Source organism: Streptococcus rifensis (assembly GCF_053203525.1).
Genome location: NZ_JBRUCW010000004.1, coordinates 21,290 through 40,521 on the forward strand (window position 1 = coordinate 21,290; position 19,232 = coordinate 40,521).

Annotated in this window: 19 protein-coding genes and 1 pseudogene; 4 read left to right on the top strand and 16 right to left on the bottom strand. The window is 44.5% G+C overall.

Annotated features, from left to right (window positions below; genetic code table 11):
• Window positions 1–111: 111 nt before the first annotated feature.
• Both ACVRYP_RS03270 and malQ read right to left on the bottom strand, forming a co-directional pair.
• Window positions 112–903, bottom strand: coding sequence for an endonuclease/exonuclease/phosphatase family protein (locus ACVRYP_RS03270; RefSeq protein WP_447467346.1), 792 nt, complete (start codon window positions 901–903; stop codon window positions 112–114).
• 50 nt (window positions 904–953) lie between these two features.
• A complete protein-coding gene (malQ, locus tag ACVRYP_RS03275) occupies window positions 954–2,480 on the bottom strand; it encodes a 4-alpha-glucanotransferase (RefSeq protein WP_447467347.1) in 1,527 nt (508 codons plus the stop codon).
• A 190-nt stretch (window positions 2,481–2,670) separates the two neighbouring features.
• Between malQ and ACVRYP_RS03280 the strand changes: the two genes are divergently transcribed.
• Window positions 2,671–3,378, top strand: coding sequence for a GntR family transcriptional regulator (locus tag ACVRYP_RS03280; protein ID WP_447467348.1), 708 nt, complete (start codon window positions 2,671–2,673; stop codon window positions 3,376–3,378).
• A gap of 74 nt (window positions 3,379–3,452) precedes the next feature.
• Here the strand turns inward: ACVRYP_RS03280 and treC are convergent, their stop codons facing one another.
• Both treC and treP read right to left on the bottom strand, forming a co-directional pair.
• On the bottom strand, window positions 3,453–5,081 hold the full coding sequence (gene treC / locus ACVRYP_RS03285) for an alpha,alpha-phosphotrehalase (RefSeq protein ID WP_447467349.1): 1,629 nt from the start codon (window positions 5,079–5,081) through the stop codon (window positions 3,453–3,455).
• Window positions 5,082–5,150: 69 nt separating this feature from the next.
• Window positions 5,151–6,620 (bottom strand): annotated as a pseudogene (treP, locus tag ACVRYP_RS03290) (PTS system trehalose-specific EIIBC component); the annotation flags it as partial.
• Window positions 6,621–6,814: 194 nt separating this feature from the next.
• On the opposite strand from treP, the gene treR reads away from it, so the two are divergent.
• Together treR and ACVRYP_RS03300 are read left to right on the top strand one after the other, a co-directional pair.
• Complete coding sequence (gene treR / locus ACVRYP_RS03295) at window positions 6,815–7,528, top strand: trehalose operon repressor (RefSeq protein ID WP_447467350.1); 714 nt, start codon at window positions 6,815–6,817, stop codon at window positions 7,526–7,528.
• A gap of 10 nt (window positions 7,529–7,538) precedes the next feature.
• A complete protein-coding gene (locus ACVRYP_RS03300; protein ID WP_447467351.1) occupies window positions 7,539–8,006 on the top strand; it encodes a GNAT family N-acetyltransferase in 468 nt (155 codons plus the stop codon).
• 156 nt (window positions 8,007–8,162) lie between these two features.
• Here the strand turns inward: ACVRYP_RS03300 and glnA are convergent, their stop codons facing one another.
• From glnA to ACVRYP_RS03325, 5 genes are all read right to left on the bottom strand, one after another.
• A complete protein-coding gene (gene glnA / locus ACVRYP_RS03305; RefSeq protein WP_447467352.1) occupies window positions 8,163–9,509 on the bottom strand; it encodes a type I glutamate--ammonia ligase in 1,347 nt (448 codons plus the stop codon).
• Window positions 9,510–9,539: 30 nt separating this feature from the next.
• The gene (locus ACVRYP_RS03310; RefSeq protein ID WP_447467353.1) at window positions 9,540–9,899 is read right to left on the bottom strand and encodes a MerR family transcriptional regulator; all 360 of its coding nucleotides are present in this window, start codon (window positions 9,897–9,899) and stop codon (window positions 9,540–9,542) included.
• 72 nt (window positions 9,900–9,971) lie between these two features.
• Window positions 9,972–10,493 carry an FUSC family protein gene (locus ACVRYP_RS03315; protein WP_447467354.1) on the bottom strand — a complete coding sequence of 174 codons (522 nt, stop codon included), beginning with the start codon at window positions 10,491–10,493 and terminating at the stop codon, window positions 9,972–9,974.
• Window positions 10,494–10,782: 289 nt separating this feature from the next.
• Window positions 10,783–11,979, bottom strand: coding sequence for a phosphoglycerate kinase (locus ACVRYP_RS03320; protein WP_447467355.1), 1,197 nt, complete (start codon window positions 11,977–11,979; stop codon window positions 10,783–10,785).
• Between the two features lie 184 nt (window positions 11,980–12,163).
• A complete protein-coding gene (locus ACVRYP_RS03325) occupies window positions 12,164–13,474 on the bottom strand; it encodes an SH3 domain-containing protein (RefSeq protein WP_447467356.1) in 1,311 nt (436 codons plus the stop codon).
• A 139-nt stretch (window positions 13,475–13,613) separates the two neighbouring features.
• Here ACVRYP_RS03325 and ACVRYP_RS03330 point away from each other — a divergent pair, with 139 nt between their 5' ends.
• Entirely contained in the window at window positions 13,614–14,327 is a 714-nt protein-coding gene (locus ACVRYP_RS03330; protein ID WP_447467357.1) for an SDR family oxidoreductase, read from the top strand.
• A gap of 63 nt (window positions 14,328–14,390) precedes the next feature.
• Here ACVRYP_RS03330 and ACVRYP_RS03335 read toward each other — a convergent pair whose 3' ends face one another.
• The 7 genes from ACVRYP_RS03335 to ACVRYP_RS03365 all read right to left on the bottom strand — a co-directional run bounded on the left by ACVRYP_RS03335 (window position 14,391) and on the right by ACVRYP_RS03365 (window position 19,231).
• Window positions 14,391–15,374: an aldo/keto reductase gene (locus ACVRYP_RS03335; RefSeq protein WP_447467358.1), complete on the bottom strand. Its 984-nt coding sequence runs from the start codon at window positions 15,372–15,374 to the stop codon at window positions 14,391–14,393.
• 77 nt (window positions 15,375–15,451) lie between these two features.
• Window positions 15,452–16,321, bottom strand: a complete 870-nt coding sequence (locus ACVRYP_RS03340; protein WP_447467359.1) for an ROK family protein — start codon at window positions 16,319–16,321, stop codon at window positions 15,452–15,454.
• A gap of 141 nt (window positions 16,322–16,462) precedes the next feature.
• The gene (locus tag ACVRYP_RS03345) at window positions 16,463–16,612 is read right to left on the bottom strand and encodes a hypothetical protein (RefSeq protein ID WP_447467360.1); all 150 of its coding nucleotides are present in this window, start codon (window positions 16,610–16,612) and stop codon (window positions 16,463–16,465) included.
• Between the two features lie 94 nt (window positions 16,613–16,706).
• On the bottom strand, window positions 16,707–18,122 hold the full coding sequence (locus tag ACVRYP_RS03350; RefSeq protein WP_447467361.1) for a glycoside hydrolase family 1 protein: 1,416 nt from the start codon (window positions 18,120–18,122) through the stop codon (window positions 16,707–16,709).
• Between the two features lie 29 nt (window positions 18,123–18,151).
• Window positions 18,152–18,583 carry a DUF3284 domain-containing protein gene (locus ACVRYP_RS03355; RefSeq protein ID WP_447467362.1) on the bottom strand — a complete coding sequence of 144 codons (432 nt, stop codon included), beginning with the start codon at window positions 18,581–18,583 and terminating at the stop codon, window positions 18,152–18,154.
• 1 nt (window position 18,584) lies between these two features.
• The gene (locus ACVRYP_RS03360) at window positions 18,585–18,920 is read right to left on the bottom strand and encodes a PTS lactose/cellobiose transporter subunit IIA (protein WP_447467363.1); all 336 of its coding nucleotides are present in this window, start codon (window positions 18,918–18,920) and stop codon (window positions 18,585–18,587) included.
• Complete coding sequence (locus ACVRYP_RS03365) at window positions 18,920–19,231, bottom strand: PTS sugar transporter subunit IIB (RefSeq protein WP_447467364.1); 312 nt, start codon at window positions 19,229–19,231, stop codon at window positions 18,920–18,922. The genes ACVRYP_RS03360 and ACVRYP_RS03365 overlap by 1 nt, the downstream gene beginning before the upstream one ends.
• Between the last annotated feature and the right edge of the window lies 1 nt (window position 19,232).

Here is a 19,232-nt window from a genome sequence, read left to right on the forward strand (position 1 = left end):
AAAGTTAGACGATTATCTTGCCACCCATCATATAGCTCCGCTGATTTGACGAGCTGGTAGATAAGCATCAATTCCCTTTTCTTTTATATACGCTGGACTATGACTGCCCCTTTACACTACTATCTCTACTGCCACACCAAAGTGGTCAGAAATAGGCGGACGATTTTTGCCATTAAAGATAACCTGATGTGATAAGACCCTCCTTTCCTCAGTTAAAAAGATATAATCCAAGCGTTTCTCTTGGGCCTGCCCCTGCCAGCCATCTATCGCTTTCGCAACAGTGATTCCTCTATCCTTTTGGAGGGCAAGGTCATAACTGTCTATCAAGCCGAGACCCTTAATCGCTTGATAATGTGACTGCTCATCAAGGGCATCCGCATTAAAATCTCCCATCACTAATTTAAGGTGGTCGGACGCCGTTCGATGGACAATAGCCTTAACATTATCGACTTGACTTTCACCATCGGCATCAGGCAAATTGATGTGACAGGAATAAACGTCTACCAATTGGCCTTGATAGTAAAGGGTCAAACCAATGACTTTCCGAGACAAGATAGAGTCTGGTTTCTGATGTTGACTACAATAAAAGGTGTCAACCTGGAAGACAGGAAGTTTTGTCAGAAGCGCGATTCCCTCGTCATAGGTACTATAACCAATATGGGAATAAGTCCAAAAGTAGGAGTAACCCTCAATACCTAAACGCCGTATTTTATCTAGTAAAACAAGGCCGTAATTATCAGCTTTCAATCCTTTTGCTACCTGAGGGGCATCGATGGTTTGATTGACCTCCTGAAGAGCGATGACATCATATTGGTTCTCTGCAATGGTCTCAGCCAAAATCTCTAACTTTTCATCTTGATTTTCTTCAAGCCAAGCGTGGACATTTACCGTTAACAGTTTCACGAAGTTGCCTCCTTTCTGTCCTTTTCAAGCTTTGGATAAGTCTTCGAGTATTAAGAATGGTGACTCATCTGTCCTATCGCTTCATTTTCACGGTGATAAAGTTGGACCATTTTTACCAAAAAAGCTTTCCGTTCTGCGGTCAGGTCTTCCTTCCTCATTCGCCATTGCCAGTTGCCCCCGACCGTTGAAGGAAGGTTTATCCGACTCTCTGGTCCTAAATCAAGAATATCTTGCATGGTTGCGATGGCAGTTTTGCTGACAGAGGCAAATAAAAGTCGCAACATCGCCTGTGAAATAGGCTCAGATGGTTGGCGGTGGCTATAGGCGTCCACATAATCTTTTTGCTCAGGCGTCAGTTGGTCATACCAGCCATTGACCACTGCGTTGTCATGGGTTCCGATATAGACAATTGAATCAGGAATCACATGGTGTGGCGCATCAACACTTTTACCTGTTAGGTCCTTAAGGCCATCTTGGAAAATCTTCATCCCCGGATAGCCACAGTCATTCAAAAGCTTGCGAGCTTTAGCATCAATATTGCCTAAATCCTCAGCGACGATGGGCAAATCACCTAAAGCTTCCTTAATGGCTTTAAAGAGTGCATAGCCTGGACCAGGTTCCCAAGTCCCTTCGGTCGCCACCTCTGCTCTGGCATCAATTTGCCAGTAATCTGAAAACCCTTTGAAGTGGTCAATCCGCAAAACGTCATAGAGTTTAAAGCTTTCGTGAATCCGATAAATCCACCAGCTATAACCCGTCCTTGCGTGCTCCTCCCAGTCATATAAAGGATTTCCCCAAAGTTGACCTTCTGCACTAAATTGATCAGCTGGTACCCCTGCGACATAGGTTGGCCTTCTCTTTTTATCCAGCTTGAACAGTTGGGGTTTGGTCCAAACTTCTACGCTATCTCCAGAGACATAAATGGGCATGTCCCCAATAATCTTTATCTGCCGGTCGTTAGCGTACTGTTTTAAGCGCTGCCATTGTGTGAAAAAGAAATATTGACAAACTTTGAAGAAGTCTATTTGCTGAGCGAGATCCTGACGATATTTGGCCAAAGTTTCCTCGTTGCGGGAAAGAACGGCTTCGTCCTCCCACTCTTGTAACGCACGATTTCCAAAGAACTCCTTGATAGCCATAAACTCTGCATAATCTGCTAGCCAAGACGCATTGTTTTTTTCAAAGGCTAGTAAGGCCTGTTTCCCATTTTCATCTTGCAAAAAAGCCTTAACCGCTTTTTCTAAGAGTGGCCGACGAACCTGATAGAGCAAGGCATAATCTATGCTAGTGGAATCCTCACCAAAAGAGAGTGCCACATAGTCATTTTCGGCTAATAAGCCTTCATCTTCAAGCAACTCAAAGTCAATCAGATTGGGATTGCCGGCTATAGCAGAAAAGGATTGATAAGGGGAATCACCGTAACTGGTTGTTGTTAGGGGTAAGATTTGCCAGTAAGTCTGCTTAGTTTCTACTAAAAAATCCACAAAGGCATAGGCTTCTTTCCCAAAGGTCCCTATCCCGAACTGTCCAGGAAGAGAGGTTACAGGCATTAGAATGCCGCTCGTTCTTGCTGTCATGGTTATCTCCTTATCTTTTGATATGCTTTATTTTAACGTAACCGTTTTCAATTGTCAATAGGTTTTACGTAATATCTTAAAATTGTTACGTAAAAGAAATGATTTCTGTTCTTAAATCGTCATCAGCCCTACGATTATCCTCCTGTTTATGGTAAACTAAAAGAGAAGAGATAGTAATAGGTGAGTCATTATGAGTAAATATATGCATGTCTATAAAGATATTAAACAGAAAATCGAAGAAAACATTTGGCAGGAAAACCAAGAATTACCCACAGAAAACGAACTAATGGAGTACTACTCCTATTCCAAAGATACCATCCGCAAGGCCTTGTCCATGCTGGCAATAGATGGGTATATTGAGAAGCGTCAAGGGCGCAACTCCATCATTTTAAATCATCATCTGGTTAACAAGCAATTTCTATCTGAAATTAAGACCGTCAGTGAACTTAACCGCTCAGCCCTTCACGACATTGAAACCAAGTTGGTTGCTCTTTATATCGTGCAGGGTGAAGAGGATTTGATGGAAACATTTGATGTCACCGCTGAGATGGATTTTTATCGAGTGGCACGGATTCGTAGCATTGATGGGCAACGCTTAGAGTACGAGCTATCTTACTTTGATCGTAGAGTTGTTCCCTATCTCAATCAAGACATTGTTGAAGCCTCTATCTATAACCATCTGGAAAATCATCTCCATCTTAAAATCTCTCACTCCAGACGGGAAATTACCTTCCGCCATGCCAATGATGAAGAGCGCCAATACATGGACCTTGGCGACTATGATATGGTTGTGGTGGTCAGCAGCACAACCTACCTGGACGATGGTCAGCCCTTCCAGTATGGCAGTATTAGTTACCGCCCCGATCAAGTGACCTTTGTCTCCATGGCCAAACGGTAATAAAAAAGGATTGTTAGCTAAAAAATAGCTAGCAATCCTTTTTATCTGATTGTATATGAATCGTTTTTGAAATTCTACTGCCTTCTCAGAACTGCCAAGGTCTGATAGGGTTGTAAGATCACGGTCTGTCCAAGATGTGGTATCTCGTAGTTAGAGATCAAAACGCGACCCGTCGCGAAGTCTCCAAGGTCCACTTCTGTAGCCTGCCCGTAGAAGTTGTTGAGAACAAGGAGAGCCTGACCTTCATAATGGCGTTCAAAAGCATAAACCTGCGGGTGATTCTGATGGCTAGCCTTGTAACTACCTTCAGCAATCAGTGCCATGTCCTTGCGCAGTTTAATCAAGTCCTTATAAAAGGTGTAGATGACACCTCCTTGGTCCTTGGCGACATTGATGTTTGGGTAGGACTTTCCTGGCTTGAGCCAAGGGGTCCCCTTGGTGAAGCCAGCGTTTTCTGAGTTATCCCACTGCATTGGGGTCCGTGCATTGTCTCTGGATTTGGCTTTGATGATGGCAAAGGCATCTTCAGGCTCCTTGCCCTGATCAAGCAAAATCTGATAGTTGTTCAGACTCTCCACATCGACGTAGTCGTCCATCGTGTCATAATCCGGATCGACCATGCCGATTTCTTCCCCCATGTAGATATAAGGAGTGCCACGGGAAAGATGGATGGAGGCAGCCAGCATGGTTGCGCCCTCCTCACGGAAATGCTCAATATCCACAAAACGGTTGAGGGCTCGGGGTTGGTCATGGTTGTTCCAAAAGAGAGCATTCCAGCCATTTCCCTTGCTCATCTCCTCTCCCCAGGTATGGAAGAGGCGCTTGAGCTCTTCAAAATCAAAGGGCTTGAGCGTCCATTTCTGACCTTCTTCATAGTCCACCTTGAGATGGTGAAAATTAAAAACCATGTCCAATTCCTGACGATCAGGATTGGAATATAACAGACACTGCTCAATGGTGGTAAAGCTCATTTCCCCAACAGTCATGAGAGCCGAATCTTGACCATAGCTTTTCTCAACCATTTCGTGAATATAGTCGTGGTTAATCGGACGATCCGTGTAAGCAGGCTTGCCATCATGAATAGGGCAATTGTCTAAACTCTCGTCCTTACCGATCAGGTTAATGACGTCAAAGCGGAAGCCCTCGACGCCTTTAGCTCGCCAGAAATTCACGACACCAAACAGGGCTTCCCGCACATGCGGATTGCGCCAGTTGAGATCCGCTTGGGTCTTATCAAAGAGATGCAGATAGTACTTTCCCGTATCTCCAAAGGGCGACCAGGCATTGCCCCCAAACTTTGACACCCAATCCGTCGGCTCATCTCTTAAGATAAAGAAGTCTTGGTAATAAGGGTCTCCTGCCAAGGCCTTTTGGAACCACTCGTGCTCGGTCGAACAATGGTTCAAGACCATATCCAGCATAAAGCCAATGCCGTAACCGCGCGCCTTTTCCACCATTTCCTCAAAGTCTGCCATGGTCCCAAATCGCGGGTCAATCGCTGTGTAATCCGCTACATCATAGCCATTGTCCCGTTGCGGACTGGGATAAAATGGATTCAGCCAGACCATATCCACACCCAGGTCCGCCAAATAAGGCAATTTCTCGATAATCCCACGAAGATCTCCGACCCCATCACCTGTTGTATCCTTGAATGATTTTGGATAAATCTGATAAACCACCTTGCGGTGCTTCTCATTCACCATACTAGTCCTCTTCTCTATCAGTAAACGGAAGAAAGGAAGCCGTAACTTCCTCCATTCCTATTAAGCTTTTTTGTTAAACAATCCTGTCTTTTTGAAGGTGAAGGTCAAGACCATTGGTACCACAATCGCAACGAGCATACACACGATGAACATGAGCATGGATTTTGATTGGATGGCAAGGAAACCTGGCAATCCACCAACACCGATCGCATTAGCCGTTACACCAAAGGTTGTTGACAAGAGACCTGCTACACCAGAACCGATAATACCCGCAACAAATGGGTAAACGTATTTAAGGTTGACCCCAAAGAGGGCTGGTTCCGTTACACCCAGATAGGCAGAGATGGCTGCTGGAAGTGAAATTTGCGCTTCTTTCTCGTCATTACGATGACTAAGGTAGTAGGCAAATACTGCAGAACCTTGGGCAATGTTTGAAAGAGCAATCATCGGCCAAAGCATGGTGCCACCAGCATCGGCAATCAACTGGGTATCGATGGCATTAGACATGTGGTGCAAGCCTGTAATAACAAGTGGCGCATAAAGCGTCCCAAAAATAGCACCAAATAACCAGCGGAAAGAGCCTGTCAAACCAGCCAAAACAACGGTCGAGATGGCTTTACCGATAGTCCAACCGATTGGACCAAGGACAGTATGGGCTAAGATAAGGGCTGGAATCAAGGACAAGAAGGGCACAAAAATCATCGAAACCACTTCTGGAATACGTTTGCGCCAGAAGATTTCAAGATGAGCTAGGGCAAGACCTGCTAAGAGGGCTGGAATGACCTGCGCTTGGTAACCAATCATATTTACTTGGAAGAAACCAAAATCCCACTGTGGGACTTCACCCGTCGCAAGAGCGCTCGCTGCCCCATAGGCATTGAGCAATTGAGGCGATACCAAGGTGATCCCCAAGATAATCCCCAAGATTTGTGTGGTTCCCAATTTACGGGTCACAGACCAAGTAATCCCTACTGGTAAGAAGTGGAAAATCGCTTCCCCTGGTAGCCACAAGAAGTGGTTAACCCCATTCCAGAAAGTCGATACCATCGTAATCGTATTCCAAACTGGGTTGCCTTCTGCATCAAATACCTTGACCCCATCAACCACCTGTTGTCCAAGGGCTTCAAAACCAACACCCTCAAGGATGTTACGGAAACCGAGGATTAACCCCCCGACGATAATAGCTGGGATAATAGGTGTAAAGATTTCCGCTAAGAAAGCCACTGCCTGTTGCAATTTGTTTTGCTTTTTGGCACCTGCTGCCTTAACTTGCTCTTTAGAAACACCTTCTACACCTGACACGGCTGTGAAGTCGTTATAAAAGATTGGCACATCATTTCCAATGATGACCTGGAACTGACCAGCGTTGGTAAAGGTTCCTTTAACGGCACCGATTTGCTCAATAGCAGCAACATCTGCCTTGCCGTCATCGTTCAGGACAAAACGCATGCGGGTTGCACAGTGCGTTACAGCCGAGATATTGTCTTTGCCACCGACCGCTTGGAGCAGGTCTTTGGCTTCTTGTTCAAATTTTCCCATTTGATTTGCTTGATGATTCTGCAGAATCATCCTCCTCCTTATTTTATAAATTTGTTCGTACAAATTTTATAAGGTTATTGTAACCGATTACCACTCATTATGCAAGCCTTTTCGCTTAAAAAATTTAAAATTTTTGATTTTTTGGTATAATATAAACGGTTATATGACTAATTACCTACCAATGAAAGAGATTTATGAAAAAATATCAAGAAGTTTTCAATGATTTGAAAGAAAAAATACTAACAGGCTATTACAAGGCCGAACAGCTCCTCCCCACCGAGCAGGACTTACAAGATATTTATCAGGTTAGTCGTGATACGGTACGAAAGGCCCTCTCCCTCTTGACTGATATGGGCTTTATCCAAAAAGTTCAGGGTCGGGGATCCGTCGTCATCAAGCGCGAACAGGTTGATTTTCCCGTATCTGGCCTTACCTCTTATCAGGAATTGGTCGAAACCCAGGACCTCAAGTCCAAAACAGTTGTCATCTCCCTTGAATTGGTCACGATTGACAGCAATCTGGCCCTCTTAACAGGCTTTGACCATCACAGCAAGGCTTGGAAAGTTGTCCGTACAAGAGCCCTTGATGGCAAAGTCGTCGTTATTGATACCGACTACCTCTCTTATGAGTTGGTTCCTGAGCTGACCGAAGGTATTGCTAGCCAGTCTATCTACGCCTACCTCGAAGACGACCTCCAGTTCGACATTTCTTACGCTCAAAAAGAAATTACCGTCGAGCCGACACGTACAGAAGATAAAAAATTGATGCAGACTAAAGACGACTTCCTAGTCTTGATTAAATCCCGTGTTTTTCTTGGCAATGCCCAACAATTCCAGTATACGGAAAGTCGTCACAAGTTAGACAAGTTCAAATTCGTCGAGTTTGCCCGTCGCAAGCATAGCCTGTAAGGAGAAAAACATGACCATCCGCTTAGCTCAACCATCTGATATCCCAGCCATTCAAGACCTCTTAGCCCAGGTACTTTTGGTTCACCACGAGGCACGCCCTGACCTCTTTCACCCGACTGGTAGTAAATTCAGCGATGAGGAACTTGCTGACCTCATGACGCAACCCGATCGTCCTATCTTTGTCTACGAGGATGACAAGGGACAGGTCCTAGGCCATCTCTTCTTAGAAATCAAACACTACGGCAATAGCGCCAGAAAGCCTGTTAAATCCCTCTATATTGAAGACTTTTGTGTAGCCGAAAACACTCGAGGCCAGGGCATCGGCCAACAATTCTATACCTTTGCTAAAACCTACGCCAAGGAGCGAAACTGCTACAACTTGACCCTCAATGTCTGGAATGACAACGAAGGTGCCTTGCGCTTTTACCAGCGCCTCGGATTCAAGCCGCAACAAACCCAGTTAGAGGAAATTTTGTAGTTCGATAACCCTACCTTTTCTCATGTATTACCTGTAGCTTTGCAGTTCATCCATTAAAACAATAAAAACCTCAGGGCGATGTTTGATAACCTGAGACAACTGCTTCAATCCGTATAAATCATAGACCAAAAAAATGACCCCTAGAGGCCATTTTTTTTAATATAAATCAAGATAGTTGTCAATTTCCCATTGGGAAACAAAGGTTGCGTAACTAGCCCATTCAAAGTTCTTAGCATCCACAAAATTTGTGTAGATATGCTCACCCAAAGCATTGCGGACAACCTCATCCTTACGTAGTCCTTTGACAGCATTGCGAAGAGTAGATGGTAAATCTGTAATACCTGCTTCTTTGCGTTCTTCCTCGGTCATGGCATAAATATTGGTTTCTACTGGTGCAGGAGCCTCTAATTTGTTTTCAATACCGTGCAAGCCTACTTCAAGGAGCACTGCCATTGCCAAATAAGGATTGGCCATTGGGTCTACTGAACGAAGCTCTAAGCGTGTGCTCACACCGCGTGAGGCTGGGACACGAACCAAGGGCGAGCGGTTTTGACCAGCCCAAGCGATGTAGACTGGAGCTTCAAAGCCAGGAACAAGACGCTTATATGAGTTTACTGTAGGATTTGTGATGGCTGTATACCCATAAGCATGGCTCAACAATCCAGCCAAGAAATGGTAGGCATTATCAGAAAGTTCCATACCTCGTGGATCCTTAGGGTCGTAAAAGGCATTGTTACCATCCTTGTCAAAAAGGGACATGTTGCAGTGCATACCAGAACCAGCAATCCCATATTTTGGCTTGGCCATAAAGGTTGCGTAAAGACCGTGTTTGCGAGCAATCGTCTTCACAACAAGCTTGAAAATCTGAATATTGTCACAGGCTTTCAACACATCTGCATATTTAAAATCAATTTCATGTTGCCCAACAGCACATTCGTGATGACTGGCTTCGACTTCAAAGCCCATCTTAGTCAAAACGTTGACAATTTCACGGCGGGTATTATCAGCGAGGTCCGTTGGGGCTAAATCAAAGTAGCCACCCTTGTCGTTTACTTCAAGTGTTGGGTTACCAAATTCATCCATTTTAAAGAGGAAAAATTCTGGCTCAGGACCTAAGTTGAAAGACTGAAATCCAACTTGCTCCATATGGCGAAGAGCCTTCTTAAGATTTCCGCGAGGATCTCCAGCAAACGGTTTGCCGTCTGGTGTGTAGATATCACAGAGCAAGCCTGCTACCGCACCATTCTCATCTCCCCAAGGAAAAACAGTCCATGTATCTAGGTCTGGATACAAATACATATCCGACTCATTAATCCGAACAAATCCTTCTATGGAAGATCCGTCAAACATCGCTTTATTAGATAAAACCTTCTCAACTTGATCAGGTGTTGCAGGAATTTCGACGTTCTTCATTGATCCCAAAATATCTGTGAACATGAGACGAAGGAAGGTAACATTTTTTTCTTCAATTTCACGACGAATATCGTTGGTTGTGATAACCATAGATGGAAACTCCTCTTTCCAATTTTTCTCTTATCTGCCAAATCCAAAAGGATTCGCATTAGTAGTAAAACGACTTTGTTGAGAGATTTCGTTTTGGAGAAGCTGACGCACTTCACTATCAGACAACGATTGTTTCTTTTTGAGCGCACGTTCTTCGTACTTCCGCTGGATGGCTGCAATATTCAAGCCATCCGCCAAATAATCCTTGATTTCCAAGAGACGATCCATGTCATTAAGCGAATACATGCGACGATTGCCCTCATTACGCTCAGGGTGGATAAGCCCTTGATCCTCGTAGTATCGTATCTGTCTAGCTGTCAAATCTGTCAGCTTCATAACGCTACCAATCGGAAAGACTGATAAGTTACGTCGTAGTTCTTTTTCCTTCACGATTTCACTCCTGTGTTTTATTATAGTCCGTTTTTCAATTTTCGTCAAGAGATAATGTTAGGTTTTCTAACATTATTTTTTGTGCTTTTTTGAACCTAACTTCTCTTGTAAGTTTTTCCACTCGGAATTAATGAGAATGGCGATAAACACACCCACAAACGTTTCAGCTACCCGAACAAGAGCATAGATGAGACGATTGCCTGTAGGGAAAGCTAGGGTCACGATCAGAAAGGCAGAAACACCCCCGATGACTCCCGCTCTATTATCCATAGCCACATTGGTCGAAATGGTTAACATGGTAAAAAGTGGCACCACAATCAAGGTTAGCCAGAAACTTTGACCAACCACCACCTCAATTAAGAAGAAGAGAAAGGCGAATATCCCTCCAATGGTATTGCCATAAATTCTCGAGGCTCCAAAATGGACACTGCTATCGAAATCTTCGCGTAAGCTAAAAACTGCAGACAGAGCAGCAATTTGAACTCCTTCCCAATCAAATAACTTAAAAACCAAAAGAGTAAAGAAAACAGCCAACCCTGTTTTAAAGACTCTCATTCCTGGCTTTAACTGGCGCCAATCAATCTTCAACTTCATACCAGGTCTCCTTTACCGTCTATTATATCATCTTGAAAAGCAAATGGGAATAAATGCTGGACTTGTTTAAGCATTATTCTGGAATGATTTATCCCACAACTTTTGAAATAACTACTTTTTCCCACCTCAAACAGTCTCGCTAATGGTTTACACAAATTAATGTGGTTCCCAGTCAAAAAAGGTGCCTTTCGACACCCTTTCTAGCTTTTATTAATACGTTGGCAGAAGTGTAACGTCGTCTATTTCCAACCTGAAACGATCCCTCAGATCGTTTCAGCTGACTTACCGCCTATTTTTCTGTTAACGCAGCCAAACCTGGAAGAATTTTACCTTCAAGCAACTCCATAGAGGCACCACCACCTGTTGAAATCCATGAGAACTTGTCTGCACGGCCAAGGTTGATGGCTGCTGCTGCTGAGTCACCACCACCGATGATGGATTTTACGCCTGGTTGTTTGACGATAGCGTCCATGACACCGATTGTACCTGCTTGGAAGTCTGGGTTTTCAAAGACACCCATAGGGCCGTTCCAAACGACAGTTTTAGCACCAGTCAAGGCTTCGTCGAACTTAGCGATAGACTTAGGACCGATGTCAAGACCAAGGAAACCTTCTGAAACAGCTTCGCCTTCAGTATCACGCACTTCTGTGTAGTCCGCAAAGGCATTCGCTTCTTTTGAGTCAACAGGCAAAATCAATTTACCATTTGCTTTTTCAAGCAATTCCTTAGCGATATCAAGCTTGTCTTCTTCCACAAGTGAGTTACCGATTTCGATACCTTGAGCCTTGTAGAAGGTGTAGGTCATACCACCACCGATAAGGACCTTATCTGCTTTTTCGAGCAAGTTTTCGATAACACCGATCTTATCAGATACTTTTGAACCACCAAGGATAGCCACAAATGGGCGCTCAGGTGTTTCAACTGCTTCTTGGATATAGGCAATTTCGTTTTCCAAGAGGAATCCAGCAACTGCTTTTTCAACGTTAGCTGAGATACCTACGTTTGATGCGTGAGCACGGTGAGCTGTACCGAAGGCATCGTTGACAAAGATACCATCGCCAAGTGAAGCCCAGTATTTACCGAGTTCAGGGTCATTCTTAGACTCTTTCTTGCCATCAACATCTTCAAAACGAGTGTTTTCAACCAAAAGCACTTGCCCATCTTCAAGAGCGTTGATCGCTGCTTCTAATTCGCTACCTCGAGTCACACCAGGGAAAGCAACGTCTTGACCCAATTTAGCTGCCAAGTCTTTAGCAACTGGCGCCAATGATTTGCCTTCTTTGTCTGCTTCTTCTTTAACACGCCCAAGGTGAGAGAAGAGGATGGCACGGCCACCCTGCTCGATGATGTACTTGATGGTTGGCAAGGCCGCAGAAATACGGTTGTCATTTGTAATCACGCCATCTTTCAAAGGCACATTGAAATCCACACGAACGAGGACTTTCTTGCCCTTCAAGTCAACGTCTTTAACAGTTAATTTTGCCATTTGGAAATAGTCTCCTTAAAAATTTTTTACAAGCTCATTATATCACATTTTCTTCGTTTTATCTAAAAGGGACCGGATTTCAGGAAATTAACGATCAAAAGAGCCATACCGATAAAAGGAGAGTCTTAGATTAACGCCAGCTGGTCAATTCAGCGAATAGTCATCTCATACTCTATTCAACCATTTATTCCTTGATGAAGGTAAATTTACCCTCAGAAGATAATTCGGTCAACTTATCGGTTGCCGGATTAAAGCTTGTATTTAGTGGCCCTGACCAGAAAGCATAGGTCAATTGATTTCCAGATAATCGAAGGCCGTTTTCCCAGCGCATTCCGGATCCGCCTAGATTGAAAGTAGGCATGTCATACTGTGCCAAATCCGATGTCACACGGTAAAGTCCGGGCTCAACTTCTTCATAAGACGATAACATCCCTTTTCGCACTTCGCCATTTTCTTCAATGGTTATAGTTCCGTCAGCCTCATAGGTAACCTTAGCTGTTCCATTAGGTGTTGTTCCTCGCCAAGTTCCAACCAATCCTGGTGGTAGTGAGACAGTAGAAGAAGCTGTCGAAACAGTGCTTCCCTCCATAGTTGCATAGGTTTCCCCTGCTTCAGTTCCCGCAGCGACATAGCGACGGAGCTTAGAGTCAGTAGCCATATAAGAAACCCAAATATACCCATCTCTGGTTTCTTTTTGGTCAAAAGTCACCTTATCCCCACGTTTCAAGGTCGCCACAACCTGACCTGATTTGCTTGGTGTATCTCTGACGTTCAAGACATCAACGGTTACCGTCATTGTTCCTTGAGAGCCTGCTGACTGAGAGGTCTCCGCCTTTTCTTCTTTATGGTCCGGTGATATATTGGTCCATGCTAAGGCATTAATATCGAAAGTGTCTGAATCACTGACGGTATCCGTCCGCTCAAGGCTATCTCCTGCTGTCGAAAACCGATAGCCATAGGAAACACCTTGATCAGCACCACTACTGCCATAATAGGAAAAGGTCCCATCTTGCAGAGCAATCAAGGTCATCCGCTCCCCAATCATATTGAGGTTTAGCTCTTCATTTGTTAAACGCTTGACCTCATTGTCTTCTGTAATCGTATATAAGTCCGTAATCATCGGTGATTTAAACAGTTTACTTAGTAAGAAAGCCACCACCAGCTCCTCAATGCCATTGCCATCAAAGTCATAGTAAGCATACCCTGTATCCGTCTCATAAGTGGAATAATAGTGGGTCGTTAAGAGATTGATGGTTTGGTCAGCCTGATCTTTTTCCAAGGCCGTCTTATAGCGGTCAATGATAGGCTGGTAGAGGGTTTTATCCACCTCTTTTTTGTCATTACTTTGACTTGTCGTACTTTCACTAGTGCTTATTGATGTTTCTTGCTTTGTTGGCTCAACCATTTCGTTACGATTAACTTGCGTTAACACAATAGTAACGACAACTGCTCCGCCTCCGATCAATCCTAAGAGAGCTTTTTTAGATAATCTCATTCTTTTCCCTCATTTTCTCTAAAATACTATCACAGTATACCACTTTTCTATAGCAGGAACAAGGCTACTCCAATAAAAAAGGCGAAGGAGAGCATTCTTTGGTATAATCAAAGTAACACATACAGTCAGGAGATTCAAGATGACAGCATTTCACGATAAAATTGTCCTTATTACTGGTGGGGCCAGAGGGATCGGTGCTCAGATGGCAATGTCCTTTCGGGAAGCTGGAGCCCGCGTCTATACCATGGATTTAACAGCTCCCGCGGACTTTATTGGCGATTTGGCCAAGCAAGCAGACCTCGAAGCCTTTGCGAACTTTGTTCTTGAAAAACATCCTAGCATCGATGTTCTCATCCACAATGCCGCTCCTCTCATGAAGGGCATTTCAAGCGCCAGCTACGAGGACTTTACCAATGCGCTCCAGGTCGGTGTGACAGCGCCTTTTTACCTGACCAAGCTCTTTAAAGACCACCTCAATCCCGGCGCCAGTGTTCTCATGCTCTCGTCTAGCCGTGACCGTATGAGCCAGCCTGAGACTGAGACCTATACTGCTGCTAAAGGCGGGATTGCCGCCCTCACTCATGCCTTGGCGGTTAGCCTGGCTGGCAAAGCCCGGGTCAATAGTATCTCACCCGGCTGGATCGACACGGCAGGGGAGGAGCAAAGTCTGACAGACCATATCCAGCACCCTGCCGGTCGTATTGGGCGTCCTGAGGATATCGCTAATCTGGCCCTCTTTCTCAGTTCTGAGCAGGCCGGATTTATTACAGCTGAGAATATCACCGTTGATGGTGGCATGACCAAGCTCATGATCTACCATGATGATCAGGGATGGACCTACCAGAAAGATTAACGACCCTCAAACACACACGAAAACCCAGAATTCTTAGTCGAATTCTGGGTTCTTTTTCTATCACTAATAATCACCACGAATATGGTCGTGGACCTGACTCCAGTAAAACTCAGATAGGGTCACAAGCTCTTTTTCGGTAAACGGCTTGGTGTCTGCTGCCTTGAGGTTGGCATCAATCTGGGCGATGGACTTAAAGCCAGGAATGACGGTCGTCACCCCTTCTTGTTGGAGAATCCACTTGAGCGCCGCATCAGCCATGCTTCCTCTGCCATTAGCAATCCACTTAAGCTGATCCACCAAGTCAATCGCTTTTTCAAAGGGAAGGCCACCGAAGGTCTCACCGACGTTAAAGGCAGCTCCATCGCGGTTATAGTTGCGGTGGTCATTTTCAGGGAACTGGCTATCTTTGGTGTACTTGCCCGTCAAAAGACCGCTGGCTAGGGGCACACGCGCCAAAATCCCCACATTTTGCTTGGCCGCTTGTGCAATCATCTCCTTGACCGGCTTCTGGCGCAGCAAGTTGACAATCACTTGGAGACTACTAGCCTTGGTATTGTCAAGCACAAACTTACCTTGATCATCGGTTTCCACACTGACACCGTAGTAGCGGATTTTGCCTTCTTGTTTCAGGGTTTCAAGCACCTCAAAGACACCTTGATCGGTCAGGACTTCAGTGCTTGGGCAGTGAATCTGATAGAGGTCAATGGCCTCAGTCCCCAAGTTGCGTAGGCTTTGCTCACAGTAGGCCTTGACCTTATCATAGGTATAGTTGGACAGGTCCGCAAAATTATCACGTCGGCCAAATTTGGTCGCCACATAGACCTCTTCCGAACGTTCTTTGAGGACCTGTCCAATCAAGGTCTCACTGCGACCTGCACCATAGACATCGGCTGTGTCAAAGAAGTTAACGCCTCTGTCGATAGCATGGTGTAGAGCTTTAATCGCATCGTCCTTTGAGACATCGCCCCAATCACCACCAATCGCCCAAGTCCCAAAACTCACTTCGCTGACCTTCATGTCTGTGTTACCCAGTTGCTTGTATTTCATAAGAACCTCCTTTGTTTATTTCTTTAAAAAACACCATTTGACACGGTCTATTATACCATCTTTAAGAATGAGTCTCATTAACCGCCTTGAGTTTGCTCAAAATGCGCTACTGCCCCTATCAAATTGGCCTGATTACGGTACTGACATATCCGAATATCTGGCTGGATATCATCAGCGTGGGTTTGTTGTAATAAGGTTTCAACTTCTGTTTGAATACGACTGAGCAAATCTGATCTCTGAGAAATGCCCCCTCCAAGAACAATACAATCCGGGTCAATAGTCACCAAGATATTATGCAGCCCTTGAGCAAGGCCTTTATAGAAGCTATCGATGGCTTCTATAGCATCTGAATCCCCATCCGCAGCTAGGTCAAAAATCTCTTCTGTTGTCACTAAGTTTTGATGCTTTTCTTGGAACGTCTTAGTCATGACAACAGGGCTACCAAGTTTGCTGAGAGTATCCTCTTTGTTCAGTAACATGTAACCTAACTCACCACCAAAGAGATGTTTCCCTTTGATGAGCTGGCGATTAATCACCAAAGCGCCACCAATACCAGATCCGATGACCATGAAATAGCAGTTATTCACTTCCTTGGCTGCTCCATAATGGACCTCTGCCAGAGCTGCACAGTTGGCATCGTTTTCCATACTAACAGGCAAACCTAAAAGCTCTTCTAACTCTGCCACAATCGGAAAATGATGGATATAATCTAGAGCACTAATCCCACCTATAATACCTGTAGTCGTATCAACGGCTCCCGGAGCACTAAAAGCAGCTCCCTTTAGTTCATAATCTGACTCAAATTGGCGCTTCACTGTTAAGAGCGAATTTTTCATTTCTTCCCAGGTTGCTGGTGTTGGAAAACTCCCACCCTCAGATATTGCCTCATCTTCCCAAATCCCATACTTAACTGCCGTTCCTCCAATATCGAATGCTAAAATAGCCATCTTCTTTCTCCTTTTTTAAATGAGTTTTCTCAGGTGTTCAAGTTCCTAGATAGACTTTTTATCCATTTAGGTTCAAGCCGTTTTTCAACAACACAAAGGAAGCTGAGCAAAAACGCATCAGCTTCTATTGTTTAGTGGCAACTATTTTTTAGACTGCTTCATCTTAAAGTAAGAGAAGGCCACAGTCAGCAAACCCATTATGAGTAAACCATAGCCATCTGCAAAAGGATGCATGGCAATCATCAGAAAGCCTACCGCCATTAAAAAGGTTAACCAACTTCTCTTTTGCATCATTACCTCCTATTCTTCAACAAGGCCTTGCTTGTTTGCGGCGATTACAAACGACTATCTCATAAAGATTTTCTCTTTTGTCAGTCTCGTTTTCTTACGAATGCTTGGCAATCAAGTCCTTGTACCAGAAATAGCTGTCCTTCTTGTAGCGTGTCAGAGGTCCACCTTCTTCTTCCTCACGGTCCACATAGACAAAACCGTAACGTTTCTGGTAGCCATTGAGCCATGACAGTAAGTCTGTATAAGACCAGGTGCAATAGCCAAGGACACGGGCACCTTCTGAGATAGCTGCTTCGATCTCGTCCACGTGTTTTTGCAGGAAATCAATCCGGTAATCGTCGTGAATACGGTTATCTTCAGTCTTCTTGTCATATTCGCCAAGACCATTTTCTGTAATCAGAATTGGCACATCGTAGCGACTGGTTAGACGACGCAAGGCAATGCGAAGGCCGGCTGGGTCAATTTCCCAATCCCAGTTGGTCCGCTCAACGTGCGGGTTTGCCACGCGTTTGAACATACCAGGAAGGCCTCCTTCTTCTCCACTTCCTTTTTCACCAGTGGTATTCATCTTACCTTGACCAACACCATCAATCGGGTTGAATTTAATGGTATTAGATTGGTAATAGTTGATGCCAAGGAAATCAGGTTTAGCAGAAGCAAGCAGGTCCATATCACCCTCTCGGATATCCAAATCAATACCTTGTTTTTCCAAATAGGTGAGGATAGCTCTAGGATAACGTCCGAGAAGATAGGCATCCAACCAGAAATGGGCATTAAGATCTTCCGCATTCTCGCTAGCTAAGACATTTTCCGGCAGGGCATCAAAGCTATAATTAGGAGAGTAGGCAAAACTTGGTCCAATCTGACCCTTCATGCCCATATCATGGAATTGGTTGATGACTGTCGCATTAGCCAAGTTGGCAATATGATTAGCACGGTACATACGCTGATTGTCTGTCACACCTGGTGGATGAGCTGCTAATTGGTAGCCCAGACTCATGAAGACATTTTGCTCGTTTAAGCTGACCCAATAGTTGACCTTATCACCAAAGCGTTCAAACAAAACCTTGGTATAGGCAGCAAAATCATCGATAACCTGACGTGATTCCCAACCACCATATTCATCTTGCAGACATTGCGGCAAATCCCAGTGGTAGAGTGTCACAACCGGTTCAATCCCATAACTCAACAGTTCATCGATTAAGTTCTCATAGAACTGAATACCTGCTTCATTGACAGGACCACGGCCTTCTGGCAGAATGCGTGTCCAAGCTACTGAAAAACGATAGGCTTTCAAGCCTTGCTCGGCCATAAGTTTGACATCTTCTTTGTAGCGATGGTAGTGGTCGACAGCTGTTTGGCCCGTAGTTCCTTTAAAGGTTCTCCCAGGTTCTTGGACATAGACGTCCCAGATAGACAGGGACTTACCGTCCTCGTCCCAGGCTCCTTCAACCTGATAGGCTGCTGAGGCAGAGCCCCATAAAAAATCCTTTGGAAATGTTTGTGACATGTGCGTTTCCTTTCTTCCTCTTAGATAACCTAAGGTTCTGCTTTTAAGTGACTGATAAGATAATCTAACCGCAACTTCATCTGTTTTTGCATTCGTTTCTTTAAAAAAGGATAAAGTAATTTGTAGTTCAATCCTTGTAGACGGCCATCTGTCGCCATCTCCTCACGATAAGTCACCAAAGTTCCTGAATCTTGTTCCTCGATTTCATAAGTCACTAGGCTTTCTCCACGATTGGATTTCAATTGAACTTTATAGATACGGGGAGATTCGAGCTCTAAAACGGTCACTTTCACCTGATTGCTTTGGTTTTTCCCAAATGATTTGATAAAGGAAAAGCCGGGTTGAATAGCTGATAAAGCAATGTCCTCCCCTGTATTTTGATAGTAATCTCCCCTGAACTGCTCCAATAAGAAATCAAACAACCTCTGACCATCGACATGATAGTGCCCTTGAACTTCCATACTAACCTCCTTTAAGCTCTTTTCTCACTTTATCCATTTCTTTATAGACATCGACCACTTCCTTGGCCATATCGATGAAGGTCAAAGCAGTCATCAAATGATCTTGACCGTGAACCATGAGGAGCGATAGTTCAACAGCATCTCCAGACGCTTCCTGTGTCAGTAAGTCTGTCTGAGAACGGTGGGCAACATTTAAAGCTGCAGTTGCGTCCTTGAGCTTTTGATCTGCCGTTTCAAAATCATAGCCTTTAGCGGCACGGATGGCTTCAACAGCATTGCTCTTAGCATCACCACCATGCATGATCAGTCCCATAATTGCTTCTAAATGCTGTGTCATTAGATACCTGCCATTTCTAGGGCTGTGCCCAAAACCTTCTCACCATCCATTGTGCCATAAGCTACCATATCAATAGCATCCACCTTAATCTCAGGTTCAAATTTCTCTTTATACTGCTTCACCATAAATTTGACTTGAGGACCAGTAAGAAGAATATCGATTTTTTGCTTAGCCACTTCCGCATCCACTTCAGAGACTGGAACAGCAAAGATAGTTGCTTCCACACCTTTAGCTTCAGCAGCCTTTTGCATCTTACTAACTAACATACTGGTGGACATCCCAGCATTACAGACAAGCATAATGGTTACCATA

Bases quoted from the DNA above. Each gene is read 5' to 3' on its own strand.
- malQ (WP_447467347.1), bottom strand. From the start codon at position 2,480: ATGACAGCAAGAACGAGCGGCATTCTAATGCCTGTAACCTCTCTTCCT.
- ACVRYP_RS03280 (WP_447467348.1), top strand. From the start codon at position 2,671: ATGAGTAAATATATGCATGTCTATAAAGATATTAAACAGAAAATCGAA.
- treC (WP_447467349.1), bottom strand. From the start codon at position 5,081: ATGGTGAATGAGAAGCACCGCAAGGTGGTTTATCAGATTTATCCAAAA.
- treR (WP_447467350.1), top strand. From the start codon at position 6,815: ATGAAAAAATATCAAGAAGTTTTCAATGATTTGAAAGAAAAAATACTA.
- ACVRYP_RS03300 (WP_447467351.1), top strand. From the start codon at position 7,539: ATGACCATCCGCTTAGCTCAACCATCTGATATCCCAGCCATTCAAGAC.
- glnA (WP_447467352.1), bottom strand. From the start codon at position 9,509: ATGGTTATCACAACCAACGATATTCGTCGTGAAATTGAAGAAAAAAAT.
- ACVRYP_RS03315 (WP_447467354.1), bottom strand. From the start codon at position 10,493: ATGAAGTTGAAGATTGATTGGCGCCAGTTAAAGCCAGGAATGAGAGTC.
- ACVRYP_RS03320 (WP_447467355.1), bottom strand. From the start codon at position 11,979: ATGGCAAAATTAACTGTTAAAGACGTTGACTTGAAGGGCAAGAAAGTC.
- ACVRYP_RS03325 (WP_447467356.1), bottom strand. From the start codon at position 13,474: ATGAGATTATCTAAAAAAGCTCTCTTAGGATTGATCGGAGGCGGAGCA.
- ACVRYP_RS03330 (WP_447467357.1), top strand. From the start codon at position 13,614: ATGACAGCATTTCACGATAAAATTGTCCTTATTACTGGTGGGGCCAGA.
- ACVRYP_RS03335 (WP_447467358.1), bottom strand. From the start codon at position 15,374: ATGAAATACAAGCAACTGGGTAACACAGACATGAAGGTCAGCGAAGTG.
- ACVRYP_RS03340 (WP_447467359.1), bottom strand. From the start codon at position 16,321: ATGGCTATTTTAGCATTCGATATTGGAGGAACGGCAGTTAAGTATGGG.
- ACVRYP_RS03345 (WP_447467360.1), bottom strand. From the start codon at position 16,612: ATGCAAAAGAGAAGTTGGTTAACCTTTTTAATGGCGGTAGGCTTTCTG.
- ACVRYP_RS03350 (WP_447467361.1), bottom strand. From the start codon at position 18,122: ATGTCACAAACATTTCCAAAGGATTTTTTATGGGGCTCTGCCTCAGCA.
- ACVRYP_RS03355 (WP_447467362.1), bottom strand. From the start codon at position 18,583: ATGGAAGTTCAAGGGCACTATCATGTCGATGGTCAGAGGTTGTTTGAT.
- ACVRYP_RS03360 (WP_447467363.1), bottom strand. From the start codon at position 18,920: ATGACACAGCATTTAGAAGCAATTATGGGACTGATCATGCATGGTGGT.
- ACVRYP_RS03365 (WP_447467364.1), bottom strand. From the start codon at position 19,231: ATGGTAACCATTATGCTTGTCTGTAATGCTGGGATGTCCACCAGTATG.